This window comes from Streptomyces sp. G-G2 (assembly GCF_030063135.1).
Lineage (GTDB): Bacteria > Actinomycetota > Actinomycetes > Streptomycetales > Streptomycetaceae > Streptomyces.
In genome coordinates, this window is the sequence record NZ_JASISO010000035.1 from 15192 (window position 1) to 28966 (window position 13775).

18 protein-coding genes are annotated in these 13775 nt (G+C 70.1%); 10 read left to right on the forward strand and 8 right to left on the reverse strand.

Annotated elements, in window-relative coordinates:
• Nucleotide 1 precedes the first annotated feature (1 nt).
• The 7 genes from QMF80_RS25535 (at nucleotide 2) to QMF80_RS25565 (ending at nucleotide 5164) form a co-directional block, all read left to right on the forward strand.
• Entirely contained in the window at nucleotides 2–952 is a 951-nt protein-coding gene (locus QMF80_RS25535; protein WP_502962916.1) for a DUF5936 domain-containing protein, read from the forward strand.
• Between the two features lie 5 nt (nucleotides 953–957).
• Nucleotides 958–2196 carry a sensor histidine kinase gene (locus QMF80_RS25540; protein WP_283457118.1) on the forward strand — a complete coding sequence of 413 codons (1239 nt, stop codon included), beginning with the start codon at nucleotides 958–960 and terminating at the stop codon, nucleotides 2194–2196.
• Nucleotides 2196–2891, forward strand: a complete 696-nt coding sequence (locus QMF80_RS25545; RefSeq protein WP_283457119.1) for a response regulator — start codon at nucleotides 2196–2198, stop codon at nucleotides 2889–2891. Before QMF80_RS25540 ends, QMF80_RS25545 begins: the two co-directional genes overlap by 1 nt.
• 110 nt (nucleotides 2892–3001) lie before the next feature.
• Nucleotides 3002–3247, forward strand: coding sequence for a hypothetical protein (locus tag QMF80_RS25550; protein WP_502962913.1), 246 nt, complete (start codon nucleotides 3002–3004; stop codon nucleotides 3245–3247).
• Complete coding sequence (locus QMF80_RS25555) at nucleotides 3244–3879, forward strand: pilus assembly protein TadG-related protein (RefSeq protein ID WP_283457122.1); 636 nt, start codon at nucleotides 3244–3246, stop codon at nucleotides 3877–3879. Before QMF80_RS25550 ends, QMF80_RS25555 begins: the two co-directional genes overlap by 4 nt.
• Nucleotides 3880–3909: 30 nt before the next feature.
• Entirely contained in the window at nucleotides 3910–4494 is a 585-nt protein-coding gene (locus tag QMF80_RS25560) for a hypothetical protein (protein ID WP_283457124.1), read from the forward strand.
• Between the two features lie 4 nt (nucleotides 4495–4498).
• Nucleotides 4499–5164 (forward strand): OmpA family protein, encoded by a 666-nt coding sequence (locus QMF80_RS25565; RefSeq protein ID WP_283457126.1) that lies wholly within the window; start codon nucleotides 4499–4501, stop codon nucleotides 5162–5164.
• Nucleotides 5165–5203: 39 nt separating this feature from the next.
• Here the strand turns inward: QMF80_RS25565 and QMF80_RS25570 are convergent, their stop codons facing one another.
• The gene (locus QMF80_RS25570; RefSeq protein ID WP_283457128.1) at nucleotides 5204–5770 is read right to left on the reverse strand and encodes a TetR/AcrR family transcriptional regulator; all 567 of its coding nucleotides are present in this window, start codon (nucleotides 5768–5770) and stop codon (nucleotides 5204–5206) included.
• A gap of 109 nt (nucleotides 5771–5879) precedes the next feature.
• On the opposite strand from QMF80_RS25570, the gene QMF80_RS25575 reads away from it, so the two are divergent.
• Together QMF80_RS25575 and QMF80_RS38380 are read left to right on the forward strand one after the other, a co-directional pair.
• On the forward strand, nucleotides 5880–6356 hold the full coding sequence (locus QMF80_RS25575) for a nuclear transport factor 2 family protein (protein WP_283457129.1): 477 nt from the start codon (nucleotides 5880–5882) through the stop codon (nucleotides 6354–6356).
• A gap of 287 nt (nucleotides 6357–6643) precedes the next feature.
• Nucleotides 6644–6928 carry an alpha/beta fold hydrolase gene (locus QMF80_RS38380; RefSeq protein WP_502962917.1) on the forward strand — a complete coding sequence of 95 codons (285 nt, stop codon included), beginning with the start codon at nucleotides 6644–6646 and terminating at the stop codon, nucleotides 6926–6928.
• Here the strand turns inward: QMF80_RS38380 and QMF80_RS25580 are convergent.
• Nucleotides 6891–7088 carry a hypothetical protein gene (locus QMF80_RS25580; RefSeq protein WP_283457132.1) on the reverse strand — a complete coding sequence of 66 codons (198 nt, stop codon included), beginning with the start codon at nucleotides 7086–7088 and terminating at the stop codon, nucleotides 6891–6893. The two genes, QMF80_RS38380 and QMF80_RS25580, sit on opposite strands and share 38 nt — an antisense overlap.
• A gap of 10 nt (nucleotides 7089–7098) precedes the next feature.
• Complete coding sequence (locus QMF80_RS25585) at nucleotides 7099–7950, reverse strand: helix-turn-helix domain-containing protein (protein ID WP_283457134.1); 852 nt, start codon at nucleotides 7948–7950, stop codon at nucleotides 7099–7101.
• Between the two features lie 325 nt (nucleotides 7951–8275).
• On the opposite strand from QMF80_RS25585, the gene QMF80_RS25590 reads away from it, so the two are divergent.
• Nucleotides 8276–8677: an ATP-binding protein gene (locus tag QMF80_RS25590; RefSeq protein ID WP_283457136.1), complete on the forward strand. Its 402-nt coding sequence runs from the start codon at nucleotides 8276–8278 to the stop codon at nucleotides 8675–8677.
• A gap of 11 nt (nucleotides 8678–8688) precedes the next feature.
• Here the strand turns inward: QMF80_RS25590 and QMF80_RS25595 are convergent, their stop codons facing one another.
• The 5 genes from QMF80_RS25595 to QMF80_RS25615 all read right to left on the reverse strand — a co-directional run bounded on the left by QMF80_RS25595 (nucleotide 8689) and on the right by QMF80_RS25615 (nucleotide 13745).
• Complete coding sequence (locus QMF80_RS25595) at nucleotides 8689–9588, reverse strand: hypothetical protein (protein ID WP_283457138.1); 900 nt, start codon at nucleotides 9586–9588, stop codon at nucleotides 8689–8691.
• Nucleotides 9585–11417 carry an alpha/beta hydrolase gene (locus tag QMF80_RS25600; protein ID WP_283457140.1) on the reverse strand — a complete coding sequence of 611 codons (1833 nt, stop codon included), beginning with the start codon at nucleotides 11415–11417 and terminating at the stop codon, nucleotides 9585–9587. Before QMF80_RS25600 ends, QMF80_RS25595 begins: the two co-directional genes overlap by 4 nt.
• A gap of 10 nt (nucleotides 11418–11427) precedes the next feature.
• A complete protein-coding gene (locus QMF80_RS25605; protein ID WP_283457142.1) occupies nucleotides 11428–11832 on the reverse strand; it encodes a hypothetical protein in 405 nt (134 codons plus the stop codon).
• A gap of 97 nt (nucleotides 11833–11929) precedes the next feature.
• Complete coding sequence (locus tag QMF80_RS25610; RefSeq protein WP_283457144.1) at nucleotides 11930–13054, reverse strand: SGNH/GDSL hydrolase family protein; 1125 nt, start codon at nucleotides 13052–13054, stop codon at nucleotides 11930–11932.
• Between the two features lie 121 nt (nucleotides 13055–13175).
• Nucleotides 13176–13745: a TetR/AcrR family transcriptional regulator gene (locus QMF80_RS25615; RefSeq protein WP_283457146.1), complete on the reverse strand. Its 570-nt coding sequence runs from the start codon at nucleotides 13743–13745 to the stop codon at nucleotides 13176–13178.
• Between the last annotated feature and the right edge of the window lie 30 nt (nucleotides 13746–13775).

The window sequence follows — 13775 nt, forward strand, 5'->3', positions numbered from 1 at the left end:
CATGCCGCTCCCCGGCGCTCCGTCCGTACCGCTGGCCGCCTCGGTGGCGACCAGCGGGTGGACCGGGCCCGTACTCGCCCTGGCCGTCGGCCTGTGCGTCTTCGGCGCCTTCCACGGCCTGCGCCTCTACCGCGCCGACACCAAACTCCCCACCGACCTGGCCCTCGCCCTCGAAGTCGGCGCCACGCGCACCACCGCCGTCGGCTCCCTCGTCGACCGGATGGGCATCCGCTGGGCGCCGCTGGTCCAGCGCCTGATGGGCCCCGAACGGGTGGCCCGCAAGCGCCGCCAGATCGACATGGCGGGCAACCCGGCCGGCCTCACCATCGACCGCTACGCCGCCCGTCGCGCGGTGTACGGGTTCCTCGGCGCCCTCGGCGCCTTCGCGATGCTGATCAACGGGCAGCTGGTCGCCGCGCTGCTGATGGTCGCCTTCGGGCTGTTCTGGATCGAGTTCGGCCTGTGGTCGGCGATCCGGGTCCGGCGCGACCACATCGAACGGACCCTGCCCGACTTCCTGGACGTCCTGGCCGTCGTGGTCAGCGCCGGGCTCGGCTTCCGGCAGGCGCTGGAGCGGGTCGCGGGCAAGTACGACGGCCCGTGGGCCGACGAAGTGCGCATCACCCTCCAGCAGATGGACATGGGCGTCAGCCGCCGCCAGGCCTTCGACGACCTGCGCAGGCGCAACGACTCCGAGCAGGTCGCGCAGTTCGTCACCGCCCTCCAGCAGGGCGAGGAACTGGGTTCGCCGATTGTGGACACGCTGATCGCGATCGCCGAGGACATGCGGCGTACGGACGCCCAGAACGCCCGCCGCAGGGCCGCCCGCGCGGTTCCCAAGGCGACCTTCGCGGTCACCATGTTCATGCTGCCCGGGACGCTGATCCTGCTGGTCTGCGGCTTCGTCTACGGCGCGAACGTCGACTTCGGCGCGCTCTTCGGGGGAGGCTGACGACGATGGCCTCACCGTCCTTCCCGATGCGCGCCTCCCTCTCCGCCTCCGCGCGCGGCCGCTCCGGTGCGGTCCGGGCGGCCGCGCGCGCGGTCCCGTCGCTGCCGCTCCAGGTCAACGCGCTGCAGGCGCTGTGCCGCCAGGTCTTCGCCTTCCGGCTGGTGATGCTCGCCCTGGGCGCCCCGCTCGCCCTCGCGCACACCGCGCGCGGCCTGCCGCTGTGGCTGGTCTCCGGGGCGCTGCTGAGCGTGGTCATGTTCTCGTACGCCCTCTTCCGGGACTGGGAGCGCTTCGGCCCGCTGCTGCTGCGCCACTCCTGGCTGCTCGCGGTCGACATGGCGGTCAGCGCGCTGCTCCTGGTCACCGCCACCCCCGAATCGCCGCTCGGCCTGGTCTCGGTCTGCACCCCGCTGCTGGCCGGGCTGGTCCACGGATGGCGCGGCTCGGCCCTGTACGCCGCCCTGCAGGCGGTGGCCGTGGCCGCGCTGGCCCCGCACGTACCGGCGGCGTACCTGCTGGCCACGCTGTGCCTGCTGGCGGGCGCGGCCGGGTCCTGCCTGCGCGGCCTGCTGCTGCGGTTCGGCGCCGCCAGCCAGGCGCTGACGGAGACCCGGGCCCGGCTGGCGGTGGCCGAGGCGGTCCGTGACGAACGGGCCAGACTGGCCCGGGAGATGCACGACTCGGTGGCCAAGACCCTGCACGGCCTGGCCCTGGCGGCGGACGCGCTGGCCCGTACGGACGACCCGGACGCGATACGCCGCCACGCCGCCCTGATCGCCGACGCGGCCCGCAGCGCGGCGGCGCAATCCCGGGACCTCCTGAGCGACCTGCGGGCAGCGGACCCCGCCGCGGTGTCCCTCACCCGGGAACTGGAGCACTGCGCGGCCCCGTTCGAGAACGTCGCGCTCTCGCTGCCGCCGGACCTCCCGGTGTACTCCCGCTCCGCCGCCCACCACATCCTGTCCATCACCTCCGAGGCCCTGGAGAACAGCCGCCGCCACGCGGCCGCGACCAGGGTCACGGTGACGGCGGCCGTGACCGCCGACCGCCTCACCCTCACGGTCCGGGACGACGGTCGAGGCCTCGGGCCTGCGGCTCCCCGGACCGAAGAGGGCCGCTTCGGCCTGCTGGGCATGCGGGAGCGGGCGGCCGCGATCGGCGCGGAGCTGCGCGTGGCCCCCGCGTCCCCGTCGGGCACGGAGGTCCGCCTGACGGTTCCCCTGCCCGCGACGGGAGGACACTGATGCCCCCTGCCCCGCCCCTGCGCATCCTGATCGCGGACGACAACCCGGTGGTCCGGGCCAGCCTGGCCGCCCTGCTCGTCACCCAGGACGACCTCCAGGTGGCGGCGGAAGCGACCGACGGCCGCAGCGCCCTCCACCTCACCCGATCCCACCGCCCGGACGTGGTCCTGCTGGACGTCCGGATGCCGGGCGTGGACGGCATCTCGGCCCTCCCGCACCTGGTCCAGCTGGCGCCCGTACTGATGCTGACGTACAGCAGGGAGTCCGAAATCGTCCGTGAATCCCTGCTGCTGGGCGCGGCGGGATACCTCGTACACGGCGAATTCACCCCGGACCAGCTGATCACGGCGGTCCGCGACGCCCACGAGGGCCGCGCCAGCTTCAGCTCGACTCCGTCGGACATCCTGCTCGCAAGTCTCCGGACCTCTTCGCAACCGCAACGAGTTGTGGCACAGTCTTCTCTGCAGGACCACAACCAGGTTGTGTACGGGCTGAGTTCGCGGGAGGTGGAAATCATGGACCTGATCGCATCCGGGATGAACAACCAGCAGATCGCCGCGACCTGCTTCATCAGCGAGAAGACGGTCAAGAACCACATCAACCGCATCTTCGCGAAGCTGCACAGCACCACCCGCAGCGAGGCCATAGCCCGCTGGCTGGGAACCGCCCGTCCAGGAGTGGCCGGTCATGGCTAGACGCGGTGCGCATTGGGTCCGTAATTGGGCCCCGGGACCCTTGGGCTCCCCCCTCCCCACCCCGTACGGTCCGCAAATCGACAGCGGCACCGGACCGGGAGGACCCCTCTATGTCACACAGCACGCTGCTGAAGGCCACCGTGCAGACGAAGATCCGCGTGAGCGGATGGACGGACACGGCCATGACGAAACTCCGCAAGCGCTACGAGACGACGGACCGCGGCCAGACGGCGTTCGAGTACCTGGGCATCATCCTGGTGGTCGTGGTGATCATCGGGGCGATCGTGGGGTCTGGTATCGGGACCGAGATCACCAGCAAGATCAAGAAGGCCGTCGGGGACATCAAAGCCGGGTGAACAGGAGCGTTCCGCCGGGTGACCGAGGGCAGGCCTTCCCCATCTATGTCGTGGTGGTGGCGGGTCTGCTCTTCGCCGCCTTCGCGTTCTTCGTCATCGCACAGGCTTCGGTCACTCGCAGTGATGCGCAAGGAGCGGCTGACGCCGGCGCGTTGGCAGCGGCGGCCAAGGCCAGGGACAGTCTGATCCCGGGTCTGGACCTCGCCACCCTGAAGCCCGAGGACTGGCAGAAGGTACTTGACGGCAAACTCTTCGACGCTGCTGCCGCCTGCGGCCAGGCAAGGGATTTCGCTGGCAGGAACGGCGCGACGGCTACGTCGTGTTCGGCCGGTGTACTCGAATTCACCGTAGCGGTGGAGACGACGGGAACGGTTGGCAGTTCCGTGATCCCCGGGACGGAAGGCATGCACGGCACGGCCAACGCCACGGCCAGGATCGAACCGCGATGTCATCTCGGCGCGGCGGCAACCGACGCCAGTCCGAAGCCTCACCCTGGTGGTGGGGGAGCGGACAAGCCAGGTCCGGTGAACATCGAATGCGACGGTTCCGGCGACATCCGGTTCGACCCTTTGCATCCGGAGTTGTGGAGCACCTTGGCCAGAACGCTCTTCCATGTGCGGCTGGTCGAATGACAGTGATCGAGAGACAAGGAAAAGGCGTAGATGAGCATGCGGCACATGGGGAAGGCCCGCGGGGGAGCAGTCGCGTTGGTTGCGGCGGCACTGGCCCTGACGCTGACCGCGTGCGGTGGCGGAGAGCAGAAGCCGAAGGAGCCGCAGGCGGGCTCATCGGGGCAGTCCCAGGGTGCCTCGCAGGCCCCGGTTCCCACCGGGAGCCAAGCCGCTACGCCGACCGAGGTCATCGCCACGGTTCAAGGGGTGAACGGTGTGGTGCTCACCGTCAATGCACTGAAGCGTGACGGCGGGGGCTTCCTCACGCTCAACGGGCAGATCAAAAACGGCGGAAGCCAGTCATTCGTCGGGACTTCAGCCTGGCGCGGCAACGAACTCACGTCGAGCGGTGAATCCCTGGCGGGCGCAACGCTGATCGACAAGGCCGGCAAGAAGCGGTACTACGTTCTGCGCGACACGGACGGGAGGTGTCTGTGCACCACGGGAGTGTCCAGTATCGACGCGGGTCAGACGGTACCCGTCTTTGTGCAGTTCCCCGCACCCCCCACGAACGTCACCGAGGTCGATTTCAACCTCCCCACCTTCGCCACGGCCACCATCAAAATCTCCGGGTGACCCCATGACCACACGCACACGCCCCCACACCCAAACCCCCACCCCCCACCGCGTGGCCGCCGCCACTGCCGTGGCCGCGCTGGTCATCGCCGGGGCGCACATCCTCGGCGCGGGCAGCGCGTACGCCGACGACAAGCCCAGCGCGCCCCCCGGCACCGAGCCGTCCAGTTCGGCGCCCGTGCCCATCGACTCGAACTCGCCCGGGCTCAAGATTCCGCAGGGCGGGACCCTCGCCCCCGCCAAGGTGCTCGACATCGCCGAGGTCGTCGAGGACCTCGGGGGCGAGCAGCGGCGGCAGGAGACCAACCAGAACGTCATGATGGCGCTCCAGTCGGAGGTCCTCTTCCCGGAGAACAGTGCCGTGTTCAACGCCCAGGCCGCCGCCCGCATCCAGGCCATCGCGAACGAGATCAACCAGCAGAAGGCCACCCGCGTCCGCGTCTTCGGTTTCACCGACGACCAGGGCAGCTACGAGCACGGCAAGGAACTCTCCAAGCAGCGCGCCGACGCCGTGCAGGCCGAACTGGCGAAGACGGTCACCAACGCCTCCGTCGTCTTCGACATCCGCGGGTACAGCGAGGACTATCCGATCGCCGACAACAGCACCGAAGAGGGCCGCAAGAAGAACCGCCGCGTGGAGATCACCTTCCCGCGCGGCAGCGACAAGTAGGCGGCGGCGACAAGTAGGCGGCAGCGACAAGGGGCGGCGTCAGGCCCCAGCCCCGTCCCGCGTCAGCAGCAGCAGTTCCGCCATCTCCCGCGCCCGCAGGGCCGGGGCCGGGCCGGGGTGGAGGGCCGCGATCGCCGTCGCGCCCTCGACCAGGATCATCAGCCGGTCCGCCAGCTCCGACGACGCCGATGCCGACGACGGTGGGCCCGTCAGCTCGCCCAGCAGGGCCCGCAGCTCCCGCTTGTGCCGTCGTACGACCTCCGTCACCCCGGCCGGCCCCGCGCCCAGTTCGCCGTGGGCGTTCAGGAACGCGCACCCCCGGAAGCCGGGCTCCGCGAACCACTCGGCCAGCCAGTCGAACACCGCCGTCACTGGCTCCGGCGCGGCCGCCACGGCCGCCCGCAGGTTCGCCGTCCACCGCCGGTCGCGCCGCTCCAGGTAGGCCGTGAGCAGGGCCTCCTTGGCGGGGAAGACCCGGTAGAGCCGTTTCAGCGGGACCCCCGACTCCGCGCGGATGCGGTCCATTCCGACGGCCTGGACGCCCTCCGCGTAGAACAGCGCCTCCGCCGCGTCCAACAGCCGGGTCCGGGCCTCTTCGTCGTCCATGAAGGCAGCGTAGTCCAGTTTCGCTTGCGATGAGAACGGTCGTTCTCTACGGTGAGAACGTACGTTCTCTAGCTCGCCCTCCCGAGGAGCCCCGCCGGAAGGCCCCGCCATGCCCGCAAACCCCGCACTCCGCCCGCCCCTGCCGCCCTTCACGGCGGAAAGCGCCCGTGCCAAGGTCCAGGCCGCCGAGGACGCCTGGAACTCCCGCGACCCCGACCGGGTCGCCCTCGCCTACACCGAGGACTCGGTCTGGCGTAACCGCGACCGCTTCCTCACCGGCCGCTCGGAGATCCGGGCCTTCCTCGCCGACAAGTGGACCCACGAACTCGACTACCGCCTCCGCAAGGAGCTGTGGTCCTACACCGGCAACCGCATCTCGGTCCGCTTCGAGTACGAGTGGCACGACCCGGCGGGCCAGTGGTGGCGCAGCCACGGCAACGAGCAGTGGGAGTTCACCCCCGACGGCCTGATGAGCCGCCGCGAGGCCAGCATCAACGATGTCCCCATCACCGAATCCGATCGTCGGCTCCCGGCAGGCGGAGGCGTCGATCTCGCCATCGAACGGAGCGGGCACGGCCAGGGGTGAGCCGAACGGCACGGTCGTGCGTGCCCGGTACCCGTGGGCCGAGGGGCCGGCGAAACAGGTGATCTCGGGCTCCTGCATGTCCACGAGGGGTATGCCGGAACACCGGCACGGGCCCACGAGCCCCCGCTCATGGGCATCGTGGCCGACGACCCGGAGCTACAGCCGCTGATGCGGGCCACGCAGGACAGGATCGATGCCGTCCTCGCGGCCCTGTGCGCGGGTGAGGCCGAGGCCGCCGCGGAACGTTTCGTGGAGGAGGTCGCCTTCGGATCCGCAAGACCTTCGTCATCAACGCCCCCACGTTCGCGGACGAACAGGCGGACCCGGACTGGGCCCGCCTCGACCTCAGCCGCCTCGCCGCCTACACGGGCCCCGCACTGCTGACCAAGGGCACCGAGAGCCCGCCGTGGTTCCCGGTGATCATCGGCAAACTCGCCGCCGCGCTCGGCCAGGCGCAGGTGCGGACCCTGGACGGGGCCGGACACGTCCCGCATGTCACCCGCCCGGACGCCTACGTCGACACCCTCACCGGTTTCATCCGTCCAGGAGGTGGTCTGCCTTCCCGGCCTTGATGTCCCGGATCAGTTGGCGCAGCGCGTCGCCGCTGTCCGTGAGGTATCTGTCCTCCTGGCCGGAGAGTGCTATGTAGCTATTGCCGTCCGCGTCCACGCCGATGCGATAGCAGTTGTTTCCTTCGCCGCAGTACGGGTCTTCCCAGGTGATGTCGGCCATTGGTGGCTCCTCAGAGTTGGCGGGCGATCGCATGGATGTAGTCGCGGGATGCGTCCACGGACAGCGCGTGCTGGTCCATCCAATCGAGGTGGAACCGGTACTTCGCGAGCTGAGGCTCGGTGTGGGTGAACTCCGGGCCGTGCGCCGAGTCGAGTTGCACCGTGTCCAGTCGGCGGACCGCGCCCTCGGCGTAGAGCATGGCGTGCCCGGCGCCGGGGAACGCCCCGGCCTCGACAGACAGCACGCGCAGCGTGATGTTGTCCCATTCCGACACCTCGCAGAGGTGTTCCAGCTGCTCCCGTGTGGCCCGTCGGCCGCCGAACTGCATCCGCAGGGCGGCCTCGTGGACGTACCCCTCGTACTCGCGGGCGTTGTCGCCTTCAAGTACTTGCCGTCGCTGCATTCGCTGGGCCACACGCAACTCGACCTCGGAAGCCGCCAGCGCCGGGATCACCGAGCCGAATACCGCGCGGGCGTAGGCGCCCTGATGGAGGAGCCCCGGGAGGTGCACGGTCTGCACGGTGCGAAGGCGGGTGGCGTGCCATTCCAGCTCGGCGACATCAAGCAATCCGGACGGGATCGCGCCACGGTAAGCCTCCCACCAGCCGCGCTCCGGGGGGTACGCCAGCGTGGCGAGGCTATCGACGTACGTCTCGTCCGTCACGCCGCAGTGGATCGCCAGGGTACGCAGACGCTCCTCGCTGACGGCCCGCAGGCCTTGTTCGATCGAGGACAGTTGTGAGCGGCTGACGCCGAGTACTCCAGCTGCCGACTCGGCGGAAACGTCCGCCATGACGCGCATCCTGCGCAACTCCGCGCCCACGCGCCGCTGTCGTTCCGTGGGGGAGGTCCTGGCTGTCATGCCTGCAGTCTGGCGGTTTGAAGGGACTCTTGGCGACGGCCGTGAAAATTTCTGTGAGCACGGGCACAATTGCGCCCCGCGTCCCCTACGGTAGGTAACGCACTACTCACATAGGGGAGTTGAAGTGCACCGCTGCGCCATGCGCATGGCGCAGCGGCAGGCCACACCCCCGCTCCACCCGCATCGGCAACAACAGCCGCGTAACGCCACGGAGTCCGTGATGCTCGATCACCCGACCAGCCGATTCAGTTCCTGCCCGGTGTCCCCGCCCGCGCCCACTGGCGACGCACCCCCGTCGCCCCACGGGCTGACGTGCAGCCTCATCGTGCCCGGGGAGCCGTACAGCGCCCAGATCGCCCGGACCACCGTCCGCTCGGTCCTCCACGCGCACCGGCTCGACCCGCTCGCACCTGCGGCCGTGCAGGTCACCGGTGAACTCATCGCGGCCGCCTGGCACCTGGACCCCGGGCGGAGCCTGTATCTCGCCGTCCGCTACCGCGAGGACTCGCTCCGGCTGACCGTCTACGACGGCCACGCGTCCCACGCCCACCCCCGACTGGCCGCGCACTGCGAGGCCCGGCGGCGGGCGGCGCTGCGGGTGATGGCGGCGGTCGTCCGGGACTGCGACGGAGCCTGGGGCTTCGGGGAATCCCGCGAGCCGGGCGGCGGCACCCGCACCTGGGCCACCCTGCCCGTGTCCGGTGCCGCGCGGTACCTGTCCGCGTGACGGCTCGCGCGTCAGGCCTCGGCCCGCAGTACGGCAACGGCCGGGCCCGTGATACCCACCAGGAGGGCACCGTCGTGCCCGGGCGCCAGCTGAGCCACGACCTCGTCGGCCGGATGGAGTGCCACCATGCGGCTGGGGACGGTGCGCACGCGCCAGCCCGAGCCCTCGAAATACGCCCGTGCCCGCGCCATTGCCCTGGCCGCTCGGTCCTCGGTCAGTGGCGCGGTCGCCCAGGCGTGGTGGACGTATGTGGCGCTGTCGTCCTCGACCGTGCGCAGCTCCGTGGCGCCGGATGGGGCGTGCGGGACGCGCAGGGCGTCGTAAATCCGGCTGGAGTGGGCGAGTACCCGCTGCTGGGAGGCATCGTCGGCGGACAGCGCGCGCGGAGGCGGGGAGGCAGTCTTTCCGGACTTCGGGAAGTAGCAGGGCGACGTGACCGTGATGTAGGCGACGCCATCGCCTGTGGCCTTGTCCCTCACGCTGACTTCGAGTTCCATCCAGAAGTCGTCGGGCACGGTACGCATGCTGACGTACGGATCCGGCTTGGACCAGTCTCCGTCCCCGCTCTCGGTCTTGAACTTGTACCCCTGTGCGACCCAGGCGTCTCGGGCTTGGCGGACGAGCTGCTGGCTGACGGAACCCGGAACGCCTTCGAGTCGATAGCTGATGTGCACCTGCTCGCGCTCGCTGGGGCCGGAGTCCGCGAGACAAGCGCCGACACCGTAGCGGCCATCCCGCTTGGGTAGGGGCTTCGGCGACATGGCGCCCAAGGCCTGGTGGGCGATCTCCTCGGCGCGTGTGATGGCCTGCTGGTCATCCATGGTGATCCTCTGGTTCCCCGCTCCTCCACATGCCGTCAGGGTGAGCGTCAGCCCCAACAGCATGGCCGCCATTGCCTTGCGTGTACTCATCTCGCCTGTCCCGTCACGATGCGTCCCATGTTCCTCAATGAATCGCCCTGCCAGTACTGAGAGTGCGCCGGCATCAGGCCGTCCGAGAGGAAGCGTTTGCCCGGATCTACTTCGAATGTCCGCCCGCCGAAGTCGTCCGTGGTGGGATCGGTCCCGTAGAGGATGGAGTGATCGTCCCAGAACTCGATGGCTCCCAGCGGGTTCAGCGGACCGAGAGCCGAGCCGAGCGCCGCGTTGGGCGTCGGGGCGATATTGATCCAGTCGTTCTCGGCCGTAGCCGCCCAGACGTGATCCGGCGGAACTCCCAGATCTTTCGCGTGGTCCACGCCGACACCCGGGCTGCCCACGAAGACGACGTTGTCCACCGGGAGGTCGGGGTGCCCGGCCAGTGCCTTACCGGCGACCAGCGTGCCGTAGCTGTGTCCGAGGACGGTGGAATTGACGGGGCCGCCCGAGTGGGCGGTGTCGATCCCGGTGAGGAAGCGGCTCAGAGACCCTTGTGCCGCGTCGGCGTACTTCTCGCTCGTAGCGTCCGTGACGATGCTCTGGGGCGCGTCGTAGCCGAGCCAGAGGATCGACGCCGTCTGCTGCCCCGGCGCCGCCTTCGCCGCCGCGCTCTGGAGATCTCCGGCGCGTTCCAGATCCCCCTTGATCCCCGCCAGGTTCGCCCCCGTCCCCGGCACGTACGTCACCACGTTCTCCGCCGTGTCCGGGTTGCCGATCGAGACGATGGCCTTGCCCAACTTGCTGTTGTCGAAGCCAAGAAGGTAGCCCTCCGGGCGACGGCCGGGTTCGGAGGCCGACAGGCGTTCCTGGATCCTGTCCATCCCGTTCAGGCGGCCTTGCAGCTCCTTCTGCTTCCCGTTCCAGTCCCGCCACGCCTTCGACTCGACCTCCGCGCCCTTGACCTCGCGCCCCGTGATCGGGCTGATGTACTTCTCGTACCGGGGTGGCTCCTTCGCGCGCAGCGCGGCCAGGTCCATCTGCGTCGTCCCGTGGGCCTCCGCCAGGACGACGCGGTTCGCCGTGTCGCGGATCTCGGACGGGATGCCGTCCAGGGCGCCGACGCTCGCCGGGTAGAGGGTGATGTACTCGTCGCGGTGTTCCTGGTCGAGGCCGTTCCACCAGGCGGCGTTCTCCGCCGGGGACTTGCCGTGCGGGACGTCCCCGTCCTTGAGGTACTTGCCCGCCGCGTCCTTCATGCGCCCCAGGTCCTGGGCCGCGTCCGCCCACACCGCGTCGTCGACCCTCAGGCCGCGGTCCGCCTTGAGGGCGGACAAGGCCTGGCGGTAGCGGGAGTCGATCTCGGCCGCCGCACGGCAGGCCGACGCGATGCGGTCCGCGATGGCTTCGGCCTTCGCCTTGTTCGGGTTCAGTAGCGGGGCCTGCCCTCCTCCCGGGAAGGGGGCGAGGCCGGTGGCCGAGGTGGCCGTACCGCCATCGGCCGGCTTGAGGTAGGGGGAGGAGGGCGCACCCGCCGGGTAGGAGACGGAACCGTCCTGGTGGACGGTGAAACCGAGCGCGGCGGCCTCGCCGAGCGCGCCCGCCAGGAGGTTCTGCGGGGCGGCGACCTCGCTGGCGAAACCGTTCAACGCCGTACGGGCGAGCCCGCATTCGGCATGGATGTACTCGTAGTTGCGGGCCAGTTGAGCGAGAGCCTCCAGCGCGGCCGTGGCGGACTCGCCCTGTTGCGTGTCCCGCAGCTTCGCGAGCATCTCGTTCTCGACGCGCTCCTTGGCCGAGTACGCACGGCTGCTGACATCGCCCCAGCCGTCCGCGGCCTCCTCGAACTCCGAGCGCTTCAGGTCCTTCAGGTGCTGCCAGGTCATCACGGCGCGGTCACCGGCTCCCGGGCCGCAGACCGGCGAAGGACTGCTTGATCTTCACGTCGATCTCGCCGAATTCCTTGCCCGCGGTGCGCAGCGTCCCTTCCAGGCGCGCGCATTCGGCCCGTACGTCCTCCAGGCGCCCCTTCCACGACGTCCGCACCTCGCCGAGGACCGCCGGCAGCATGAAGCCCTCAAGGGTGGGGACCACACCGTCGTGCGAGGTGTCCAGCCGGGTCACGGCCGCATTGGTGCTCCCGGTCAGGTCCGAGGCCACCGCGGAAGCTCCGGTCCACGGGCCCTGGCTCGCCTTGAGGTCCGGGTTGCCCCCGCCCGCCGGACCCGGGGCCGTGGCCGAAGACAGCGTCATTGCCGCGCCGGAGCCGAACAGCTGCTCCCACTCTGAACTGAGCCCCATGTGCCTCTCCCACCCCACCCGCGTCCGCGCCTATGACTCGTTGATCGTATGGAGGCGCGAAGGACGGGGCGTGAGTACGGCTACTCATCTTCCCCGGTCAGGTCCGGGGGGCGGCGCCCAGGGCGAGGAGGGCCTTGGTGACGTCGTCGGCCTGGTGGGTCGCGCCGCGCAGGTTCGGGTGGAGGAAGGTGCAGGCGGCCTCGCCGTCGGCCGGGATCAGTCTGCAGATGTCGGCGGGCGGGTCGCCCTGGGTGCCCTCGCCGGTGAGGTGGTCCTTGAGCCCGTACATCCAGCGGGTCTCGGCGCTCGCGCAGACTCCGTGCCCGACGCTGGAGGCGTAGGTGTCGACGTAGCGCACGTGGGCACGGGCGGACTGGTCGCGCAGCGCCGTGTTGAGCCGCCGCTCCAGGGAGTCCATCCAGGTCATGTCGCCCCTGGTGATGGTGCCGAGCTGGTGCCACACGCCCAGGCCGCAGCCGGAGCCGTCGTCCACGATCGCCGGATAGCCCACCACCGCGATCCCGGCCCGGGGAGCGCGGGCGTGGATGCCGTCGAGCATCGAGGCGACGTCCCGTTCCATGGTGGTGAACCGGCGGTCCAGCGCCGCCGCTCCCTCACCCTTCGTGTAATGGTCCGCGCAGGGGTGGCCCAGCCCGAAGGCACGCAGCCCGCGCTCCACGCACTGCTGCACGATGCCCGCGAAGCCGATCGAATTGCCCCCGATGCCCACGCTGACCAGGGAGGTGTCCGCCGTCACCGCCTCGATCTGGGCCGGCCGGGCCTTCCAGCCGCCCGCGGGTGGCACGGTGGGTGGGCCGGACAGCCGGGTCTGGGGCTCCAGCACCCCTGCCCGCACTTCGGCCGCCCCGCAGGTCACGTCCTTGAGGCTCACCTTGAGGCGGTGACCCACCTGCTTGGGGTAGTTGATCTCGGACTGTCCGCAGCCGCCGCCCGCCCAGGGTCTGACGAAGCTGTTCGCGCTGTAGGAATCCCCGAGCGCCACATAGGCGAGCGGCGTGACGGCGGACACGGGTGTGGACGCCGCCGCCGACGGGGGGAAGGCGGCCGCGGCCGCCGCCAGTGTGATCACCCCGGCCAGTACGGCTCGCCGCACGGTGCCGCCGTGGGAGGGAGACCGGGTGGTGACGCTCATGGGGGACTGCCCTTCGGCTCCGGCGCAGGTACCGTCCGACCAGCGCTCGTCACCAAAAGTAACCGGCATCGTGACGGAGGGTAGTCTTCCGGTGAGCGAATCCCTCGATCGAGTGGTCGACGCCCGGCGCCCGACCTCGCCCCGCCCCGCGCCCGACCCCGCCCCCCTGATCGCCGCCCGGCCCCACCCGCTACTGGTGCGCCCGCGTGATCAGGTCCGTCGCGACCTCGAGCGCCGCCAGCCGGGTCTCCTCCGGGTCGGCCTCGACGTGCTGGAGGAACATCATCCCCGCGTGCAGCGTGAAGATCGCGCTCACGCAGCGCACCTGGTCCTGCAGCGGCGCCTCGTCCGTGCGCAGCAGGTCGACCATCTTCAGCATCCGCTTCTTGACGATCTCGCCGATGCTGAGCTCGCGCATCGTCGCCTGGTTCTCCTGCATGAACCGGTACAGCTGTGCGCCCGAGCGCATCGCCTCGCTGTAGCGGCGGAGCAGCTCCCGCTTCGTGGCCAGGGTGTGCGGCTGCTCACCGGCCCACACGATCAGCTCGTCGATCGGGCGGGTCGTGTCGTCGAAGATGCTGATCAGGATCTCTTCCTTGGTCTTGAAGTGGTAGTACAGCGCCGCCTTCGAGACCTCCAGCCGCTCCGCGATCTCGCGCAGTGACGTCTTCTCGTACCCCTGCTCGGCGAAGAGCTCCAGTGCGACGTCCTGGATGAGCTGGCGCGTGTTGCCACGGCGCGGCTGCGGACTGCTGGACATGGGGCACTCTCCATTTACTTACTTGACGCC

Excerpts from the sequence above, each read along its gene's own strand:
- QMF80_RS25550 (WP_502962913.1), top strand. The coding sequence starts at position 3,002 with ATGTCACACAGCACGCTGCTGAAGGCCACCGTGCAGACGAAGATCCGC.
- QMF80_RS25560 (WP_283457124.1), top strand. The coding sequence starts at position 3,910 with ATGAGCATGCGGCACATGGGGAAGGCCCGCGGGGGAGCAGTCGCGTTG.
- QMF80_RS25535 (WP_502962916.1), top strand. The coding sequence starts at position 2 with ATGCCGCTCCCCGGCGCTCCGTCCGTACCGCTGGCCGCCTCGGTGGCG.
- QMF80_RS25605 (WP_283457142.1), bottom strand. The coding sequence starts at position 11,832 with ATGGGGCTCAGTTCAGAGTGGGAGCAGCTGTTCGGCTCCGGCGCGGCA.
- QMF80_RS25545 (WP_283457119.1), top strand. The coding sequence starts at position 2,196 with ATGCCCCCTGCCCCGCCCCTGCGCATCCTGATCGCGGACGACAACCCG.
- QMF80_RS25565 (WP_283457126.1), top strand. The coding sequence starts at position 4,499 with ATGACCACACGCACACGCCCCCACACCCAAACCCCCACCCCCCACCGC.
- QMF80_RS25610 (WP_283457144.1), bottom strand. The coding sequence starts at position 13,054 with ATGCCGGTTACTTTTGGTGACGAGCGCTGGTCGGACGGTACCTGCGCC.
- QMF80_RS25540 (WP_283457118.1), top strand. The coding sequence starts at position 958 with ATGGCCTCACCGTCCTTCCCGATGCGCGCCTCCCTCTCCGCCTCCGCG.
- QMF80_RS25615 (WP_283457146.1), bottom strand. The coding sequence starts at position 13,745 with ATGTCCAGCAGTCCGCAGCCGCGCCGTGGCAACACGCGCCAGCTCATC.
- QMF80_RS25585 (WP_283457134.1), bottom strand. The coding sequence starts at position 7,950 with ATGACAGCCAGGACCTCCCCCACGGAACGACAGCGGCGCGTGGGCGCG.
- QMF80_RS25580 (WP_283457132.1), bottom strand. The coding sequence starts at position 7,088 with ATGGCCGACATCACCTGGGAAGACCCGTACTGCGGCGAAGGAAACAAC.
- QMF80_RS25595 (WP_283457138.1), bottom strand. The coding sequence starts at position 9,588 with ATGAGTACACGCAAGGCAATGGCGGCCATGCTGTTGGGGCTGACGCTC.
- QMF80_RS25570 (WP_283457128.1), bottom strand. The coding sequence starts at position 5,770 with ATGGACGACGAAGAGGCCCGGACCCGGCTGTTGGACGCGGCGGAGGCG.
- QMF80_RS25600 (WP_283457140.1), bottom strand. The coding sequence starts at position 11,417 with ATGACCTGGCAGCACCTGAAGGACCTGAAGCGCTCGGAGTTCGAGGAG.
- QMF80_RS25575 (WP_283457129.1), top strand. The coding sequence starts at position 5,880 with ATGCCCGCAAACCCCGCACTCCGCCCGCCCCTGCCGCCCTTCACGGCG.